The sequence below is a fragment of the Acinetobacter sp. YH01009 genome (assembly GCF_013420765.1).
In the GTDB taxonomy this organism is placed as follows: Bacteria; Pseudomonadota; Gammaproteobacteria; order Pseudomonadales; family Moraxellaceae; genus Acinetobacter; species Acinetobacter amyesii.
The window spans coordinates 1-18092 of sequence record NZ_VOYE01000013.1 but is presented as its reverse complement, the minus strand read 5'-3'; the positions used below and the strand labels follow the sequence as shown (position 1 = coordinate 18092).

At 38.1% G+C, this 18092-nt stretch carries 15 protein-coding genes and 2 pseudogenes; 8 read left to right on the top strand and 9 right to left on the bottom strand.

Annotated elements, in window-relative coordinates; genetic code table 11:
* Window positions 1-19: 19 nt before the first annotated feature.
* Window positions 20-2794: a TrlF family AAA-like ATPase gene (locus FTT76_RS12455; protein ID WP_180008850.1), complete on the bottom strand. Its 2775-nt coding sequence runs from the start codon at window positions 2792-2794 to the stop codon at window positions 20-22.
* Between the two features lie 105 nt (window positions 2795-2899).
* Between FTT76_RS12455 and FTT76_RS12450 the strand changes: the two genes are divergently transcribed.
* Window positions 2900-3103 (top strand): hypothetical protein, encoded by a 204-nt coding sequence (locus FTT76_RS12450; protein WP_180008848.1) that lies wholly within the window; start codon window positions 2900-2902, stop codon window positions 3101-3103.
* An 8-nt stretch (window positions 3104-3111) separates the two neighbouring features.
* Here FTT76_RS12450 and FTT76_RS12445 read toward each other — a convergent pair.
* Together FTT76_RS12445 and FTT76_RS12440 are read right to left on the bottom strand one after the other, a co-directional pair.
* Window positions 3112-5060: pseudogene (locus tag FTT76_RS12445) on the bottom strand (lipase family alpha/beta hydrolase).
* A 188-nt stretch (window positions 5061-5248) separates the two neighbouring features.
* Window positions 5249-6331 (bottom strand): putative zinc-binding metallopeptidase, encoded by a 1083-nt coding sequence (locus tag FTT76_RS12440; RefSeq protein WP_180008846.1) that lies wholly within the window; start codon window positions 6329-6331, stop codon window positions 5249-5251.
* A gap of 447 nt (window positions 6332-6778) precedes the next feature.
* On the opposite strand from FTT76_RS12440, the gene FTT76_RS12435 reads away from it, so the two are divergent.
* Genes FTT76_RS12435 through FTT76_RS12425 form a run of 3 tightly spaced genes read left to right on the top strand, consistent with a single transcriptional unit; the run spans window position 6779 to window position 8444 of the window.
* Window positions 6779-7219, top strand: a complete 441-nt coding sequence (locus FTT76_RS12435) for a ribbon-helix-helix protein, CopG family (protein WP_180008844.1) — start codon at window positions 6779-6781, stop codon at window positions 7217-7219.
* 11 nt (window positions 7220-7230) lie between these two features.
* Window positions 7231-7425, top strand: a complete 195-nt coding sequence (locus FTT76_RS12430) for a hypothetical protein (protein ID WP_180008842.1) — start codon at window positions 7231-7233, stop codon at window positions 7423-7425.
* Window positions 7422-8444 carry an ABC transporter substrate-binding protein gene (locus FTT76_RS12425; protein WP_180008840.1) on the top strand — a complete coding sequence of 341 codons (1023 nt, stop codon included), beginning with the start codon at window positions 7422-7424 and terminating at the stop codon, window positions 8442-8444. Before FTT76_RS12430 ends, FTT76_RS12425 begins: the two co-directional genes overlap by 4 nt.
* Before the next feature lie 67 nt (window positions 8445-8511).
* Here FTT76_RS12425 and FTT76_RS12420 read toward each other — a convergent pair.
* Window positions 8512-8987, bottom strand: a pseudogene (locus FTT76_RS12420) (epoxyqueuosine reductase QueH); the annotation flags it as partial.
* A gap of 620 nt (window positions 8988-9607) precedes the next feature.
* Between FTT76_RS12420 and FTT76_RS12415 the strand changes: the two are divergent.
* From FTT76_RS12415 to FTT76_RS12400, 4 genes are all read left to right on the top strand, one after another.
* Entirely contained in the window at window positions 9608-10597 is a 990-nt protein-coding gene (locus FTT76_RS12415) for a putative oxygenase MesX (protein ID WP_180008838.1), read from the top strand.
* A gap of 270 nt (window positions 10598-10867) precedes the next feature.
* Window positions 10868-11896, top strand: coding sequence for a methionine synthase (locus tag FTT76_RS12410; RefSeq protein ID WP_106984404.1), 1029 nt, complete (start codon window positions 10868-10870; stop codon window positions 11894-11896).
* A gap of 104 nt (window positions 11897-12000) precedes the next feature.
* Entirely contained in the window at window positions 12001-12495 is a 495-nt protein-coding gene (locus FTT76_RS12405) for a flavin reductase (protein ID WP_111884696.1), read from the top strand.
* 219 nt (window positions 12496-12714) lie between these two features.
* Window positions 12715-13515, top strand: coding sequence for a sulfite exporter TauE/SafE family protein (locus tag FTT76_RS12400; protein ID WP_180008836.1), 801 nt, complete (start codon window positions 12715-12717; stop codon window positions 13513-13515).
* A gap of 140 nt (window positions 13516-13655) precedes the next feature.
* On the opposite strand, the gene FTT76_RS12395 is transcribed toward FTT76_RS12400, so the two are convergent.
* From FTT76_RS12395 to FTT76_RS12375, 5 genes are all read right to left on the bottom strand, one after another.
* A complete protein-coding gene (locus tag FTT76_RS12395; protein WP_168377505.1) occupies window positions 13656-13985 on the bottom strand; it encodes a multidrug efflux SMR transporter in 330 nt (109 codons plus the stop codon).
* Window positions 13986-13992: 7 nt separating this feature from the next.
* Window positions 13993-14874 (bottom strand): hypothetical protein, encoded by an 882-nt coding sequence (locus FTT76_RS12390; RefSeq protein ID WP_180008834.1) that lies wholly within the window; start codon window positions 14872-14874, stop codon window positions 13993-13995.
* Window positions 14871-15887, bottom strand: a complete 1017-nt coding sequence (locus tag FTT76_RS12385; RefSeq protein WP_180008900.1) for an isopenicillin N synthase family oxygenase — start codon at window positions 15885-15887, stop codon at window positions 14871-14873. The genes FTT76_RS12390 and FTT76_RS12385 overlap by 4 nt, the downstream gene beginning before the upstream one ends.
* 82 nt (window positions 15888-15969) lie before the next feature.
* Complete coding sequence (locus tag FTT76_RS12380; protein WP_120367011.1) at window positions 15970-16851, bottom strand: ABC transporter ATP-binding protein; 882 nt, start codon at window positions 16849-16851, stop codon at window positions 15970-15972.
* Complete coding sequence (locus tag FTT76_RS12375; protein ID WP_180008832.1) at window positions 16851-17795, bottom strand: ABC transporter permease; 945 nt, start codon at window positions 17793-17795, stop codon at window positions 16851-16853. Before FTT76_RS12375 ends, FTT76_RS12380 begins: the two co-directional genes overlap by 1 nt.
* Between the last annotated feature and the right edge of the window lie 297 nt (window positions 17796-18092).

Sequence of the window (18092 nt, the reverse complement as noted above, 5' to 3'; positions counted from 1 at the left end):
GACGGTCTTTTTTTCTTTATTAAGCTAAATTATATTTTTGTTCTCGCAATTTAAAAGCGCGATCTCCGCCTTCTAATATTTCACAAATATGAGATTTAATAGTTTTCTGATTTAAAGTGGTCGTACACTCTGGATTGTGTTCTAATGATTCAATGCTTCCAAATTTGTATTGGAACTTTTTATTATCTAGATTTGTACTGTGTGTACCGTGTTGGTTAGCGATAATAACTAATTCACTATCAGCATTAACGACAACATTTGCGTTATGGGTAACCAGAATAATTTGCCGTGTTTTTTTCTTTTCTTTTAAATATGTTACGAGTTCTGTATAGATTGCACGATTATCTAGATCATCTTCAGGTTGGTCAATAATAATAGGACATTTGCTTTCGCTACAATCTAAACTCATTTTTAAAACAACAAAAGCTTTTTTACCTTGTGACATATCATTATAATTATCACCATCATAAGTAACTTCATACTTAACTTTGAACCAAGTATTATCAAAAAACTCTTTGGTAATCGTTTCAATTGAAGAGCCTTGTTTGAATCTAACCTCCTCATTTTTAACTGATTGAATAATTATGTCAAAATGCTCAAGTAATTCTTGCTCTGACTTGATAGTTTTAGAGGAAAAAGCCTTTGCTTTATCCGAAGACTGATTAATTACCTTTTGAATAAATTCAGAAAATGTATTTTGGTCAAAAATATTAGATGTCTGAATTTTAATATCCTTACTAATAGTAACTTGATTTATTAGTGAGGTGAGTTCAGAGAATTTATGAAACATTGATTCCCAATTTTTGCGTATTTCAGTAGATAATTCCATTAAATTTTTTTTTGTATCGGTAATTTTTTCTTCTATATCACGTATTTCTTTGAGTTTAGCTTCTTCTTCTTTTTTTCGTTCAAGAATTGGCTGTAAATGCTGTGAGACTTTTAAGTGATTATTAACTTTCAAGAAAATTTTATCATTGGTGATAATATTTTTGCGATCTTCAATTGTTTTAATTTGTTGATTAAGGTTACTGGTTGAGGAGTTTTTGAAATTAATAAGTTCTTCACTGGCTCTCAGATGTACAGCTTTAGTAAACTCATTGAATTCATTTTCAATAGTTGGAAATGCATTATAGATAGTTAATGGATTATTAAGAATAAAAAACTCTGCTAGCTCAATAAGAGCTATTCTCTTTTTCAAAGATTGAATTTTTTCTAGATTATTTTCTATAGAATGAAGCTCATCTGTTAACGTTTCATGTGTAATGATATCACTTTCACTAATACTTTCTGTAGTTTGATTTGATTTCAATTCTTCATTCAAAAGGAGGATTTGTTTTTCAATATCTTGAGGATTTCCTTTTTGAATAAGGGCTTCATTATTTGATATCAAAGTATTTCTTATTGAAAAATATTTAGAAAGTAGCCCTGAGTTTTCATGACGAATTGTATCTATATTTCCTTGGAAGTTTTCAAATATTTTAGGTTTTTTTTGAAGAATTAGGCTTTTCACAATATCTTCAATGCCTTCTTCAGTAGACTTTTTAAACATATGCCCTTGATAAAAATATTCAACGGGGCGACTGTTGTCACTTTCACCATCTTTCCACTTAATATTAAAATTTAGGCAAAGAGGATCAAGGTGCTTTGGTTTATCAATTTTATTTTCTGAAAATAAAGTTGGACGGAGTTTATTGGCTAAACATTGTAATAGGGTTGATTTACCTGAGGAACGACCGCCAATGATAGAAGTTAAATTACTATTGAAATATATTCTTTCATTTAGAACATCATTGCTATTTAATTCAATATAATCAATTACCTCATAATTGTTTTTAATTTCAGGACAACGCTGTCCAATATGAACGCGACTTTCAGGTTCATGAATAATTTGCTTTAAACCTTCAAAAGTTGGTTCAGCTTTGATCCAACAATATTTTTGATCTGTCGGTTCAAATAGAGTATTTAAATCATGAGCATCACTACCATGAATACAAGGTTTATATGAGCCATAACTATCTAGAAAACTTTGTTGATCTTCGGTTTTTTTTCCTAGAAAAAATGGTTTATCTGTAAGAGTTGATGAAAAAATTACTTCAGAAACTTTATAAAGAGATTCTCTTAATATACGGAGAGTAGCACCATCTTGACTATTCAAAAACTTTTCATGCCCTTGAAATGCAGATGCTCCATCTTTATTCGAGTTTGCAACTGCTACTAAGCAATTTTTTCTAAAATCTGGGTATTTCTTAAATGCATTAATAATTTCACTAGAATTAAGTACGAAAGAGGAGATACCACTCCGATATGCGGAATCATCACTTATTGTTTGTGACGATCCTTTTCTACCTAATCGTTTTAAATCATAAGGTGTAAGTTTATATTGTTCATCGTCTGAAACTATAAATGTTAAAGCATGACAATATAGGTTTTCGAAATCCTCAATAATTTTTGGATTTAAGAGAAGGTGCATATTTATAGCACTTCCTTTATCTGTACTCGGTGTAATTCTCAACTCCATATTTGGCATGACGAAAATTTTAGAAATAAGATCTTTATCTTCCTTATTAAACTCAGTACAAGAATAAATTTCATCTTGAAATTTTTTTACTTCTTTATAATTATCAATACTAAAATAGTCTGTGATACCAATAGCTTTTATATTTCTTTCTAAGGCTTTTTTGAAAAGCTGAATGCAGTATTTTTCAAGAGATATATCGCCAAATTTGTCATTTTTTGCTGTCCCTTTTGTGTGTACATGCAAATCCCAACGTCCCCATTCAGAACCACGTGACATAGCTATCCCCTAGTTAATTGTAGTTTTATGTAAATTTTAAACGCTCTTTGTATAAAAAGCATTCTTAATAAAAAAATATTTTAAAACTGCTAGATTTCATTAGTTATGGCTAAAAAATTACAAGAACTTTTAGATGCTCGTAGCTCTGAAAGTCGAAATCGAATTGTGGAAGATGCAAAAACAATTTTGAATGATTGTCTTTCGGAAGATGTGCATTTAACAGAACTAGCAGAAAAAGCTAAAGGGCAAAAAACGATAAAAATCACTTTAGACGACTTACGAGCTCGAGTTCACAAAAACCGCGCTTAAAATTTCACTTATTTATCCAAATGTTCTCTCAAAATGCGTCGCAATTCTAAAATAGCATCTGGAGACTCATGAATTGAATGTCCACCATGGAATATCTTTTCAGACACCGTGCCATCTAAATGAGAACTTGTATAGGGAACAATGCCATCCGACATTTTGCTCGGTTCAGTACTTTGCGTCTGATTTCCCATAATCGAATGATAAGGAATATCTTTATTTGGCATGATGTCAGCAGACAACAGCATAAAACGTGATTTTTGACTTAAATCTGCTGGCCCAGACTTAATCAGGCCCATAGTTGAATTTTTTGCATTCGGAATTTCAACATTGACATCATTTAAAAAACTTAAAGGCAATACCACGATTTTTTTCGCCAAATTTGTAAACCAGCGGTCTGCATAGTCAGTACCATGATGCGGTGCGGCAATGAAAATTGCACGACTAACTGGCTTCAAGGCTTTAAAGACAAAACGATCGCGGATAATTGGATGACGTTGTAACTGTGTGTTTTGTTCATAGTTCATGAGTGGAATAGCTTGAGCGGAAATATCTGCATCACTAACCAATAAACGACTGATGATGCCGCCCATACTATGTCCGATAATGACAGCATCTTGAGCCGAAGGCGTATTGGGCTGAACAGTTGCAAATGCCTGTTTGAGTAAAGCATTGATTTGAAAACGACTCTCAAATATTGGCATATTGGTTGAGTAAAACACTTGCCAAACTTGGTAATGATCACGTAGTTTTTGATCACCCATAATGTTATTGGTCAGGCCGATCCAAGTTTCAGGACTGCTGGCTAATCCGTGAACCATGACAATAATCTTTTTATGGGGTTGATACGGCTCTAACATAAACACATGTGGCATGCGCAAATGTTCTTCTTTATTCAGGAGTGTCCAATAGCCAGATTGTCCTAATTTATTTTCGGCTAACCAAAGTCCATAAGGCACAGAATAATTGGCCGTTAGCGTATAGGACTGAGATTCAATTTTTGCCTTTTTAAATTGATAGGGATTAAATAATTCAACATTAAAGTCTGATTGCGGCGACAAAATTTCACTAATGCTGCTATTAGTCTTGGCAGGCTCTGCGATTGCACTGACAGATAAATACCGTGCCGTATGGATATTGGGGTTGGGTTTATTTGCATAATACTGTTCAGGATCTAATACAAAAGGCTGCGCAGCAGACAGATCCGTGGCTTTTTTGACTAAGACAAATTCAGAGCCAATGCCTTCCTGACGATTAATGGTTTTTAAGCCTGAAAAATTAAAATTATAGCTCGATTGTAATTTATCAATGTCCGCATTTTTGATTTCAGGATAATGTCATAGTTAAAATGATAAAGCGATGAACCCAACATTAAACTTTCAGGCATTTGCTGATAGTCAAAGCGGGTGAATGATGAGGTGATCAGACGTGATAAAGCCACATTATAAAAGGTGCGGACTTGTCCCTGACGCAAATCAAATAAGCGTTCTTCTGGGGCTTGAGCGGATTTAAATAGATAGACATAGCTGTAACGCAGACTGAAATCAAAGTCTGCAAGCTGCTGATCCATACACATTTTAATTTTGCTTGAAGCTAATTTTCCGCTGTGTTGTTTTAAGCTTTTTTTGCATTGTGGATTTTGATCGGCGCTTAAAGCACGTGCCATGTACAGCTCACTTGCTGATGCATAGACTTGAGCAATATCTAAAGTTTCATTGTTACGCATTTTGTGAATACAACTTTCAAGCGCATTTAAACAAGATTGGTCGCTTTCATTCACCATTAACAGGATTTGATGGCTAAATGTACTGAGCTTTTGATGGGTTAATATGCTGTCTGTTTTATTATTTAGTGACGCACTGAGTTGATTTTTTTGTAATTTGACCAATTGGCATCCACTGAGCAAACTCAGGCTGATGATACACATAAAACGAGCGGGTAAATGCGTGAAAGGCATCATTGGAAAGGTCACAGGCATCTATTTATTGTTATTTTAACCTTTATAAAATAGTAAAAATAGGGCAGGTGTTACAGCGCTCAATCCAAGAAAATTACTACGTATACATCCTTTCTATAAGCTAATGTACGAATGCTGTAATACAGAAAAGTTGATCTGAGGTTCAAACAATATCACGTATTAAATTTAATCTAATTGTGCTGCTGGTTTTTTAAGGTCATGTTGAGCAGTTTGTGGTGAATGAATCGTAATTTATCCAATACTGGATTCGACAATGTAAATGGATATGCATCATCTAAGCCCATGCTGCGGTTCAATGCATTTAAATTAAAGGTCAACGTCATCCAATGTTGCAGCAAGAGGTCAAAATTCTGAGCGCCAATCGGGTTCTCTTTCAGTTCTAAATTATTCAAATCTGACTTATTGGTTTTGACCACTAATCCTGCATAGTAGGCGGTTTCAAGAGTGTCCATCATGTGCAAATAATGCGCCCATGTTTCCGCCCAATCTTCCCAAGGATGCGTACTGGCATAGGAACTAACATAGTAATCCGCCCAATTTTGCGGAGCACCGTCATTATAATGACGTTTCAAAGCTTCACTATAATCTTGTCGTTCATCACCAAACAGTTCTCGAAATTCATCAATCAGCTCTGGGTGTAAATGTTTAATCAAATCAAAATAATAATGACCACTTTCATGTCTAAAATGACCTAGAAGTGTACGGTAGTTTTCACCCATTTTTATACGCGTTGTTTCGCGGTAAATCACATCTGCTTCACTGGCATTCAAGGTAATAATTCCATTGGCATGACCGGTCATAACAGGTGTATTTTCTGTTGGCATCAGAAAATCAAAACGAAGTCCAAAACGGTCATCTTGGCTGCGTTTAGGACGCGGCATGGTATTGAGCTGCTGCATTAAATACAAAAAACGCCGTTTAGCATGTTCCAATCGTGCCCAGTACACAATATGGTCTGGGTTATCTAAGTTGGGAATTGTGTGCGTGAGCAGGCAAGACTCACAATAAATTTCCTCACTGTCAGCAGGCACCATCCAGTTACATATCTGATGATGCTGATAATTATGACAAGGTTTAAAGCGTTTTCCCTTTATTTCAGGATTTAACGCAAGCCACAGCGTAGTGCTGTGCTTTTCAAAACAGCCCATTTGCTTTTCAGAGGCAATATAACCCAGCGCAGTCTGACAATTGACACAGTGTGAATTGGCAAAAAAGATTTGGTTAGAACATACCGCGCAGCTGAAATATTTCATAGGCGTTGAGTGATGAATAGAATGATCAATCAGTATAAATGATGTTCAATGTTGATGAAATAAATTGAACTTCGAGTTTGTTACATGTCGGTCAATGCTCTTGTTTAAGAACAACGACCTTAATAAATGGTCCTTCATCAAATAATACATCGCAGTATTAGTGCAAATGGGGCGGTAGGAGTGCGTTTATCGCACAAATAATGAACAATAAAATCTAAAAGAAAGTTAAGAGTCCCAAAAAACGATCATTTTTCATGTTCCTCACTTGGCACAGTTTCTGCATTTCTATCGATATTACGAAATAAATATTTCGTATTACTTAAACAGGAGATGCATATGAACCGCCATCAATCTGCAACATTTCTGCATCAATTAAAGCAATTTTTTATTGAGCTACTGAGCGCCCGTGCGGGTTTCTATATTCAGCAAAAAAAATAAGGAACAACAGTGCCTAAACAAAAGCTGGCGCGTATCAGTATTACAGTACCTGAAAAAACAGTCGATGCTTTGGATCAAAAAATTGCCGATCAGCATTATGAAAGCCGTTCTCAGGCCATTGTCGACATGATCAATAAGCATCTGATTGCCGATCAGGAGCAACGAAATGAAGTGATGGTCGGCACATTTACCTTACTTTATGACGCAAGTAGTACGGCGCTACGTATTCAGCTTTTAGATTTACAGCAGCAGTTTTTAGAACAAGTAGTGAGCTCGCTGCATATTCAACTCGATGACCACAAAATTTTAGAAGTCATGATTCTGCAAGGCGTCAGTTCAGAGCTCAAAGTTATCAGTCAGCATTTTTCAGCACTTAAGAGTGTGATTAAAGGACATTTGGAGTTGATGGACGCTGTGATGCCGCCAATTCCGCAAAATGCAAAGAATTAAGGAGTTTTAAAATGGGCCAATTATATCGATCACAAGGTCATAAAGACCAAATCACAAATAAACAGCAAGCACATGCTATTGCAGCCAACCATAGACCAAATCGTGCAAAGCACAATGCTAAATCAGTCAGTAATCCGAATACACCATCGTTTTTGTACACCAATACCAAATTTAACTGTAATGCCATCGGGGAAATCGCACTATGATCAAAAAAGCCTGCTTATCTGCATCCGTTTTGACCGCCATCTTACTGGGTGGTTGTGACAATACAGCCAAAACACCTGAACCAAACGCGCAAGCAGAAGGCACAGTCAATACAAAAGCCATCACAATTGGCTATAGCGACTGGCCTGGTTTTGTCGCATGGCAAGTTGCTATTGAAAAAGGCTGGTTGAAAGAAGCCGGTGTCAATGTGGACTTTAAATGGTTTGATTATTCAGCTTCATTATCTGCATTTGCGGCTAATCAGTTGGATGCTGTTTTGGTCACTAATGGCGACAACTTAGTCACGGGTTCTGGCGGCACGAAAGGCGTCATGATTATGGCGACGGACTATTCTGCGGGTAATGATGTCATCATTGCTAAAGATGGCGTCAATAGCCTTGCCGATTTAAAAGGAAAAAGTGTCGCGACTGAAAAAGGCTTGGTTGATCATTTGCTTTTAGCGACGGCTTTGGATGATGCAAAAATTCAAGCTTCTGAAGTGAAGTTGGTCAACACCATGACCAATGAGCTGCCACAAGTATTTGCAAGTCCTGATATTGCAGCGATTGCCGTGTGGCAACCGGTCGCAAATCAAGCTTTGAAAGCTGTTGCTGGCTCTAAAATTATTTATACATCGAAAGATAAACCCGGTCTGATTTACGACACATTAACCGTCAACATGACGCATTTATCTGCCAACAAAGAAGAATGGAAAAAAATCATTCAAGTTTGGGATAAAACGGTTAAATACATCAACGACCCTGCAACGCATGCCGATGCAGTGAAAATCATGTCGACCCGTGTTGGCGTTGATCCTGCACAATATGAACAGTTTATTGGAGGGACACATTTACTGGATTTAGCTGCCAATAAACAAGTCTTTAAAAAAGGTACAGGATTTGATTCACTTTATGGCTCGAGTTATCACGTGAACAAATTTAATGTTGCCAATGGCATTTATAAAACCGAAATGGATGTCGATGGATCAATCTATCCAACGTTGGTTGAAGAACTGAAATAAGTTGAAATATAGCTAAAAAAAGCCCTGAATGATGTAAAAATTTCAGGGCTAACAACATCAATTTAATGTCCCAATAACTTATGCCTTCATAATATGAAGCGGAGCGATGACCACAGTCATTAATCTGCTTTATATTTTTCCAGCGTGAAATTCCCAGTGAGCTACTAATTAAGCTAAAACCATGTTCTGCCGCATAAAGTGCAGTACGCTCGAAGCGCATATCAAAACACATCGTGCAACGAATGCCTTTTTCAGGCTCATTTTCATAGCTTTAGCGCGAGCAAACCAATTGTCTGTGTCATAGTCAGAGTCAATAAACGGAATATTGTGTTTTTCTGCAAAGCGGATATTTTCCTCTTTACGGATTTCATATTCTTTTACTGGATGAATATTGGGATTGTAAAAAAAGATCGAAAAATCAATACCAGATTCAATTAAAGTTTCCATGACTTCGCCAGAACAGGGCGCACAGCAAGAATGCAATAAAAGCTTGTCATGACCTGTTGGGAGCGTCAGTTTCTGACGGTCAAGTTTGTTAGACATAATCATAAGCTATAAGTATAAACTTTATATTTTAGCGATTCATGGACATATCAAAGCTCGAATATGCTGATTTTTTCTAAGTACAAGTTGAGTCATATTCAGTATATTGACTAAAAAGCTGAAACGACATGAATATATGCTTATTTCATATTTTGTTTATCTATTTATGGCAAGGTTTAAGAACTTTATAGCTCAGGACAAAAGTATATTAGTGTTACAGATTCAATATTAAAACAATTAGTGATTTGATCTTTTTTCATTTTAAAGTTAGAAAAATTCACCCTAATGAATAAATCGCTAAATTTTGAGAGTTGAGATATTGAGCCAATCTGTACGATTCGACACATTTCAGATGTGTGTTTGAATGAAAAAATTTTCATTGAATTTTTTTTAAGCCCTTATTTACATTAAATAAAATTTAAATGCTACCTGGGTGGCAGTTTTTTTATCGCCAGTTGAATGATGCATAGTTGAAGAAAATTCATTGTATTTAAATCTTAAACATGAATTTATCTCACTTTTAGTTGAGGTTAAATCATTTTTATTCATCTTAAGTTTCACGTATAAATTACTTCATACAGAAATTTTGATTATTTTTAATTTTAGGGTAGTGAATCTCCATGAGTCATAAATTTGCATGTTCAATCAAACGTATCCGCTTTGATGAAAACTATAAACCAGCTGACAATACACGTTTAACAACGAACTTTGCCAATTTGGCACGTGGTGAACACCGTGAAGAGAATCTGCGCCGTACTTTGGCAATGATTAATAACCGTTTCAATAGTTTAGCTACTTGTGACAACCCAAATGCAGATCGTTATTCACTTGAAATTGACATCATTTCGGCTGAACTCGATGTGGAAGGCAATGGTCAAACTTTCCCATTTATTGAAACTTTAAAGAGCACCATCATCGACCATAAAACCAATGAACGCATTGAAGGCATGATCGGCAACAGTTTTTCATCGTATGTACGTGACTATGACTTCAGCGTGGTATTACCAGCACTCGGCTGTAAGTTCAATGAAAAACCTGAAGATTTTGGTGATTTACATGGCAAGCTATATCAACATTTGATCAATTCAGATGTATTCAAAGCTGAATTTAAAAAACAGCCTGTCATCTGTTTAAGTGTTTCAACGACAAAAACCTATTACCGTACTGCAAATGTGCATCCGATCTTAGGTGTGGAATACACTAATGATGATTACTCCCGTACAGATGATTATTTTGCAAAAATGGGCTTAAGCGTTCGTTACTTTAAACCTGAAAATGCAACTGCACCATTGGCATTCTATTCGGCAAATAACTTGCTCAGCGACTATACAGATTTCGAACTGATCAGCGCGATCAGCACCATGGAAAGTTTCCAAAAAATCTACCGTCCTGAAATTTACAATACCAATGCGACAGCAGGTTTAGTGTATCAACCAAGCTTAAGCTTCGGTGATTATTCATTAACCCGTATTGTGTATGACCGTGTTGAACGTGGTCAGTTGGCGGTTAAACAGGGCAAATGGACAGAAAAGAACTTTATCCAGCCATATAAAGACATTCTGAATGAGTGGGCGGCTAATTTTAGTATTGAAAATGCAGCCGCAGCTTAATTTTAAATCACTTGTGATTTAAAGCACCTGTTTTAAAGAATATGTTTCATGCATCAGTTAATTTGTGATCAATATTTATTTCGTAAAGAAATTTCCCTCTCCTTTTAAGGAGAGGGTTAGGGAGAGGATATATATGAAATATTCCCTCATCCTCTTGCGGAGCATGCTCCTCATCCCATAGGGAGAAGGGACTTTCAATATGAATTTAATAATCAATTGATAACTTTTTGGTTTTTGCAAAATTTAGAATATAGAGATAGAAGATCGAATATGGCCATTTTACTCCCAACTTCAACTGCTGGCAGCTTACCTAAACCATCTTGGCTGGCTGAACCTGAAAAACTGTGGTCAGCATGGAAGCTTGAAGGCGAAGAATTATTAGATGCAAAACGTGATGCGTTGAAATTATCTTTGCATGAACAAATCCATGCAGGCATTGATATTGTCAGTGATGGTGAACAAACCCGTCAGCATTTTGTAACCACATTTATTGAACATCTTGAAGGTGTAGATTTCGAAAAGCGTGAAACGATGCGTATTCGTAATCGTTACGATGCAAGTGTACCGTCTGTGGTGGGCGAAGTATCGCGTAAGAAAGCAGTGTTTGTTGATGATGCAAAATTCTTACGCAGCCAAACCAATCAGCCGATCAAATGGGCTTTGCCTGGCCCAATGACGATGATTGATACTTTGTATGATGGTCACTACAAAAGCCGTGAAAAATTAGCTTGGGAATTTGCTAAAATCCTCAATCAAGAAGCGCTAGAGCTTGAAGCGGCAGGCGTGGACATCATTCAATTTGATGAGCCTGCATTTAACGTATTTTTTGATGAAGTCAATGACTGGGGTATTGCGACATTAGAGCGTGCGCTTGAAGGTTTGAAATGCGAAACAGCCGTTCATATTTGCTATGGTTATGGCATTAAAGCCAATACCGATTGGAAACAGACTTTGGGTAATGAATGGCGCCAATACGAAGAATCATTCCCGAAACTGCAACAATCGAAGCTCGATATCATCTCACTTGAATGCCAAAACTCTCGTGTACCAATGGATTTAATCGAACTCATCCGCGGTAAAAAAGTCATGGTTGGCGCAATTGATGTTGCAACCAATCAAGTTGAAACAGCAGAAGAAGTAGCTAATACATTACGCAAAGCATTGCAATTTGTAGATGCCGACAAGCTATATCCTTCAACAAACTGCGGTATGGCGCCTTTACCTCGCCACGTGGCGCAAGGCAAACTAAATGCGCTAAGCGCAGGCGCTGCCATTATTCGCCAAGAATTGACCGCATAAATTCGAGCTGACTCAATTTCATGTAAGGGCAATAAGGAAATTAAATTTGCTATTGTCCAAACCTGAGAAAGAGATAAGCCATATAGACCATTGAGATTGAAGAGATGATTGAAGCAACTGATTTTAGAAATGCAATGTCTTTATTGACGACTGCAGTCAACGTGATTACGACTGAGGGCGAAGCAGGCATGCATGGATTTACAGCATCAGCAGTATGCAGTGTGACAGATACACCGCCAACTTTGCTGGTTTGTATGAATCAATCATCTCGTTCTCATGCGCATTTTCTTGAAAATAAAGTTCTGTCTGTCAATGTTTTGGGCGCACAGCATGAGCAGATTTCCAATGCTTTTGCTTCAAGCAAATTCAATTCGGAAGAGCGGTTTAAATTGGGTTCTTGGACCACATTAGAAACAGGTTCACCAATATTAAAAGATGCTTTGGTCAGTTTTGACTGTCAGATTGAACAGATTCAAGAAGTGGGTACGCACAGCGTGTTTATGTGCCGTGTGGTCGCAATCAAGCAAAGTCAGCAGGAGGAAAGCTTGGTGTATTTCAACCGTGCTTATCATGCTGTGGGTCAAGTGGAGTTGGCTTAATCACTTCGTAAATTATTTATAATCAATATTAGATTTCTTGCCAAAGTCAAAAAACATTCAGAATGTGATTTTAAATGAGTAACTAAAAGTTGCTTCTCCCTTTGTGATGAGGAGCATGTTCCTCATCCTTTAAAAAAGAGAGGGAACATTCATTATTCACCGAATGATAGTACATATTTGATTTATACAAGATTTCTCTTCATTTTAAATCGGTATATTGTGGAACTCATTACTTTCTTAATTATTGGTGCATTTGCTGGTTTTGCTGCGGGGCTGTTTGGCGTTGGCGGCGGTACTATCATTGTGCCTTTGCTCTATATTGTTTTTAGCCAAATGGGCTATAGTCCCGATGTGATTATGCATTTGGCGCTCGGCACATCTTTGGCTACGATTGTTGTGACATCGATCAGCTCCTTGATGGCGCACAATAAAAATGGTGCTGTGATTTGGCCTGTATTTAAAAATTTAGCTCCGTCTATGGCGATTGGCTGTTTTGCAGGCGCAGGGATTGCAGGCTGGCTGTCAGGTTTACATCTGCAAATGATTGTCGGTGTATTTTTACTTTGGGTGGCTTATACCATGTTTATGGGAGCAAAAAAGCCAGTCGATCCAAATAAAACACTACCATCTACAGCTAAACAAATTGCAGCAGGTTCGGGTATCGGCGTTGCATCGGCCATCTTCGGGATTGGCGGCGGCAGTATTACGGTGCCGTATTTAACGGCAAATGGCGTGGTGATGCAAAAAGCGGTCGGGACGTCTGCCGCTTGCGGTTTACCCATTGCCATTGCTGGCGCATTAGGTTTTATGTTCTTCGGCATGCAGCAGCATGTTGAAATTCCAAATACCATTGGCTTTATTCATATCTATGCCTTTTTGGGCATTAGTGTGATGAGTTTCTTTACGGCTAAATATGGCGCGAAAACTGCGCATGCGCTTTCACCAGCAGTACTGAAAAAATGTTTTGCTGTGCTGTTATGTATTGTTGGATGCTTTTTTCTAGTGAAAGGCATCTTATAAAATCCGACAGATTATAGTTTATTCATTCGAAAAGTATGCTCTAGTGTGCAACAGCTAGCTAGAGTATTTTTATCTATAGCAATTTAAGTCTTTAAAATTTCAGAGATATTATTTAAAAACTTCATTTTAAAACTGACATTTCAAAGCTCTGTGCTTTTAGAAAAAACATTAATAATCACAATACCCAATAAAATAAAGGCCAAACCAATCATGGCAGGTAGGTCTAAATTTTGTTTAAACACAATCCAGCCCACACAAGAAATCAGTACAATGCCTGCAGCGGACCACATGGCGTAGGCCAATCCCATAGGAATCGATTTAAAGGTCAAACCTAAAAAGAAGAGCGCAATGGCATAGCCCAACACGGTAAAAATAATCGGCACAAGTTCAGTAAAGCCATTACTGGCTTTTAAGGCGGACGTGGCAATCACTTCCGCAATGATTGCGATAAGCAAATATATAAACGACATTGATTTCCTATAGACATTCTACGGCATGGTACAAGAGGTGCTGTTTTTCATTTTGCAACCAATCTGTACTTTCTGTCGTGGTATCAGTGCGACGCTGAAATGCATAATGTGGAACATAAATATCCACCTCGAATATCAGCTGTACTGCTTGACCATTAATAATGACGTTTTGCATCAAATGTGTTTCATCAATAACTTTAAAATCATCAAATTTAAACACTTGATTTTGCTGAGAGGAAGTCGTTGTATAGTACTTATGCAGACCATCTACAGCGATGGACACTTCAAAGCTTTCAATCAACTTTTCATACATAGTAGGTGCAGATGATATGTTGATGCTGGCAACTGTTTGCTGATCTGTAGGTAAACGGCTCAGTGCGAAGGCCACATGCTTATCACAAATAATTAAACCGCCATCCATCTGCAAGGGTTGATGACTTTCTACATCGAGGGCTGACTGCAACCGCAGGCCTAAAAATAGCCCTTCATGAACTTGTTGACGCCAGTCTTCAACATAGGCATTGCTTGGAGAGAATTCTAAAATACAGTTGCCAATCGCATGCAGTTTTGCAGGTTCTGGCCATTGCACATGATTTTGATAATTTGAGTGTGCTTTAACGTCCCAAGACAATAATTGTTGTTTAGCATCCCAAAGAGTGTTGCCAATCCAGCCTTGACGCTCATTCACTGGCGTATTTTCTTGGCTTTTTAAACGTAGATCGATGGTGAAACTACGTGATTGAAACCAATAAACAATGGTTTTTTCATCCGTTAAACCATTTGAAAAACTGATACTTTTACGACGAAATGCACCATACAAATAGTCTGGAATAGGACCTGAAATCTCTTGGCTGGCTGGAAGCTGTGCTAAAGCCTGAAATAAATTCATGCGTTTGCTCCTTGTACTTCTGTATTTTCATCCATACCAAATGAGGACAAAGGCACAGCATTTCTTAGACTCAGCTCTCCTGAAGCGATACGTTTTTTAAGATAACTAAAGGTTTGCGCGGTTTGATTAAATAAATGTTCACCACCAATTAAGGGCTGATATTTAGGCGCTTCAGTTGAATGTACTGGCTCAATGATCGTGTCGTAATTGCAGGCGCAGAATAAGGGGAAAGAGTAGCGTTCTTCAGAGACTTTTTTAACACGGTGTTTAGTGGCCAAATATTTGCCATTCGAAAAAATTTCCATCATATCGCCAATATTCATCACCAAGGTATTTTCAATCAATGGAATATCCATCCATTCACCTTGTTTATTGAGTACCTGCAAACCTGGTGCAGTCGGTAAGAGCAGTGTAAAGCACTCATAATCTGTATGCGCGCCAATACCTTCGGCATCTTTCACTTCAGGGTTATACGGATAATGGATTAGACGCAGCTGGCTGGTCGGATGGGTAATTTTGCAATCAAAAAAATGCTCATCGACATTCAATGCTAAAGCAAAGGCCTGAAAAATCTGCTCGCTAATACTGCGTAAATGGCAGTAATAATCACTGACCGTACTTTTAAATGTGGCATCATCTGGCCATAACGTAGGGCCAAGCAAAGGAAATGCTGTCGCTTCGCCGTGATAATCATAATTGACGTCATAGGCTTCTTTTAAGTCGTAGCTGTTGCCTGCAAATTGTTCTTCACCAATTGGCACATAGCCACTATGATTTTTCGACAGTCCAACATAGTGTTGCATTTTACTTGCGGTATCTTGTTGAAAATAACGCTTTGCCACCTGAATTAGTGATGTCGCAAAATCAAAATTGAACTGATCACCCTTTAAATATAGAAAACCAACATCTTTACAGGCTTGATCCAATGCAGAGGCTACTTCTAAGCGTTCTGACAGTACCGTACTTTGCATTTTCGATATATCAACAAGTGGCAAAACATAAGATTCATTCATCTTCAATTCCTGTAATGTTGGCCGTCCAACGCTGTAGTACATCATTTAGGCCGTCCTAAAGATGAAGAGGGATTTAATCCAGTTATTTTTGCGTACTGACTTGGGTCATACGTGGAATTTTCGGTAGGTTTTCCATCGCTGGGTCGAGCTCGTCTTCCTGCGCATGTACCAAGAAATCCACCCGTTCACGCAGTTGTTTAAATTCAGGACTCAGCATGAGTTCAGGATTACGAGGACGGGGTAAATCGACCTCAATAATTTCTTTAATTTCACCAGGATTGGCTTTGAGCGCCACAATACGATCCGCCAATAAAATCGCTTCATCCATATCGTGGGTCACAAAAATGATGGTGATATCAATGTTTTGCCATAGATCCATTAAATGCTTTTGCATTTTTTGACGGGTATGCGGGTCAAGTGCGCCAAAAGGCTCATCCATCAATAATATTTTTGGTTCATTGACCAATGCGCGGGCAATAGCAACGCGCTGTTTCATCCCGCCAGAAAGCTGATGCGGATACTGATCTTGGTATTTTTCTAGACCAATAATATCAATCCATTCTCGGGCGCTGGATTCGGCCGAAGCATTGCTGGCACCTTTCATTAAAGGGCCAAACATCACATTTTCTTTGACCGTTTTCCATGGAAAAAGCGTGTAGCCTTGAAACACCATGCCACGCTCAGGGCTTGGGCCTTCAATCGCTTGGCCATCGACCAGCAATTCACCGCTACTGTAAGGATCAAGCCCAGCCACAATTCGGCTAAAGGTCGATTTACCGCAACCCGATGGGCCAATCACGCAGATAAATTCACGTTTATGAATCTTTAAATCCAACTGATTTAAAATAGTGCGTTCAGTTTTGCCGTGCTTGAAACTTTGTGTAAGTTTTTTTGCTTCTAAAATGACAGGGCGTGCATAAATTGCATCGAAATAAGTGGTGGCATTAAACTCTGTGCTGTTCATTATTTTGCTCCTGCTTTCCATTTAAATAGACGTTGACCGAGTTTCATTAGCACCACATCGCACACCAAACCAATCACCCCAATGATGAGGATCGCGGCATAGACATTGTCAAAGTTTTGGTAACGCGCTTGTTGGGTGATAAACCAGGTAATCCCAGAGGTTGTGCCGATCAGTTCAGATACGATCAGATAGGTCCAAGCCCAGCCGAGCAATACACGCAAGTCGCGGTAAATATCAGGAAGCGCTGCTGGAATCACCACATAAAATAAGCTTTTTATTTTATTGGTGCCCAGCGTAAAACCTGCTTCAATCAGGCCACGGTCTACCATCCGTGTGGTGTTGGCGATAATTAGAATTTGCTGAAATAGCGTACCAATCACGATAATGGCAATTTTAGGTGCATCATTAATGCCTAAAATCGCAACGGCTAAGGCGCCAAAAGCAGGAGCGGGCAAGTAACGGAAAAACTCAACAAAGGGTTCGGTCAGTAGAGATATTTTTTGAGAAAAACCGCAAAGAATACCCAGTGGAATACCGATGAGAGAGGCAATAAAAAAAGCGCTGAACACAATTTTAATACTGTGCCATAAGCTTTGATGAAACCATGGGGCATCAGGTTGGGCAGGTGGAGTTATAAAAGCCGTAACTAATGCTTTTGCTACTTCGTGCGGTGCAGGTAGATAGATCGGATTGACCAGTTTGCCTTGCGGTGGTTCTGCACCTGCATTGACCGCAGATTGTGCTTCGGCATAAAACACCGCTTTGTCGACACGGCTATCAACCTGAAAATAAGGCACACTGCCAGACTGCGTAATTTGTACCTGAGGATGCCATAAAAATGGCAAATAACTCACTGCACACCAAATGAGCACAGGAATTAAAAATGATCCTAAGCCAAGCAATAGCTTGCTTTTTGGACTGAGCTCTCTTGCGACATAACCCATACTGACCAAGCCCCAATATTACTTTTTTAATAAAACGTAATACTGTTAAGCAATTTGAATGCCAAACGCGTGTATGCCGTGTTTTATTGGCCTTATGTAAAGTTAGATAGGCTATAAACAGCAAAAAGCCTGCAAAAGAAGCAGGTAATATTAGGGTCTGTTGACATTTATTGATTAAAAAAATAGCGAGATAGTAAAATTAAATCGCCAAACCCAATTTTACACTCGCTATGCCTCGAACAATGCTAAATGATCAACACTGGTCCAAGTTACTTGCTATTTTCCGTCACTTTAATA

Bases quoted from the DNA above. Each gene is read 5' to 3' on its own strand.
- FTT76_RS12455 (WP_180008850.1), bottom strand. From the start codon at position 2,794: ATGTCACGTGGTTCTGAATGGGGACGTTGGGATTTGCATGTACACACA.
- FTT76_RS12450 (WP_180008848.1), top strand. From the start codon at position 2,900: ATGGCTAAAAAATTACAAGAACTTTTAGATGCTCGTAGCTCTGAAAGT.
- FTT76_RS12440 (WP_180008846.1), bottom strand. From the start codon at position 6,331: ATGAAATATTTCAGCTGCGCGGTATGTTCTAACCAAATCTTTTTTGCC.
- FTT76_RS12430 (WP_180008842.1), top strand. From the start codon at position 7,231: ATGGGCCAATTATATCGATCACAAGGTCATAAAGACCAAATCACAAAT.
- FTT76_RS12425 (WP_180008840.1), top strand. From the start codon at position 7,422: ATGATCAAAAAAGCCTGCTTATCTGCATCCGTTTTGACCGCCATCTTA.
- FTT76_RS12415 (WP_180008838.1), top strand. From the start codon at position 9,608: ATGAGTCATAAATTTGCATGTTCAATCAAACGTATCCGCTTTGATGAA.
- FTT76_RS12410 (WP_106984404.1), top strand. From the start codon at position 10,868: ATGGCCATTTTACTCCCAACTTCAACTGCTGGCAGCTTACCTAAACCA.
- FTT76_RS12405 (WP_111884696.1), top strand. From the start codon at position 12,001: ATGATTGAAGCAACTGATTTTAGAAATGCAATGTCTTTATTGACGACT.
- FTT76_RS12395 (WP_168377505.1), bottom strand. From the start codon at position 13,985: ATGTCGTTTATATATTTGCTTATCGCAATCATTGCGGAAGTGATTGCC.
- FTT76_RS12390 (WP_180008834.1), bottom strand. From the start codon at position 14,874: ATGAATTTATTTCAGGCTTTAGCACAGCTTCCAGCCAGCCAAGAGATT.
- FTT76_RS12385 (WP_180008900.1), bottom strand. From the start codon at position 15,887: ATGAATGAATCTTATGTTTTGCCACTTGTTGATATATCGAAAATGCAA.
- FTT76_RS12380 (WP_120367011.1), bottom strand. From the start codon at position 16,851: ATGAACAGCACAGAGTTTAATGCCACCACTTATTTCGATGCAATTTAT.
- FTT76_RS12375 (WP_180008832.1), bottom strand. From the start codon at position 17,795: ATGGGTTATGTCGCAAGAGAGCTCAGTCCAAAAAGCAAGCTATTGCTT.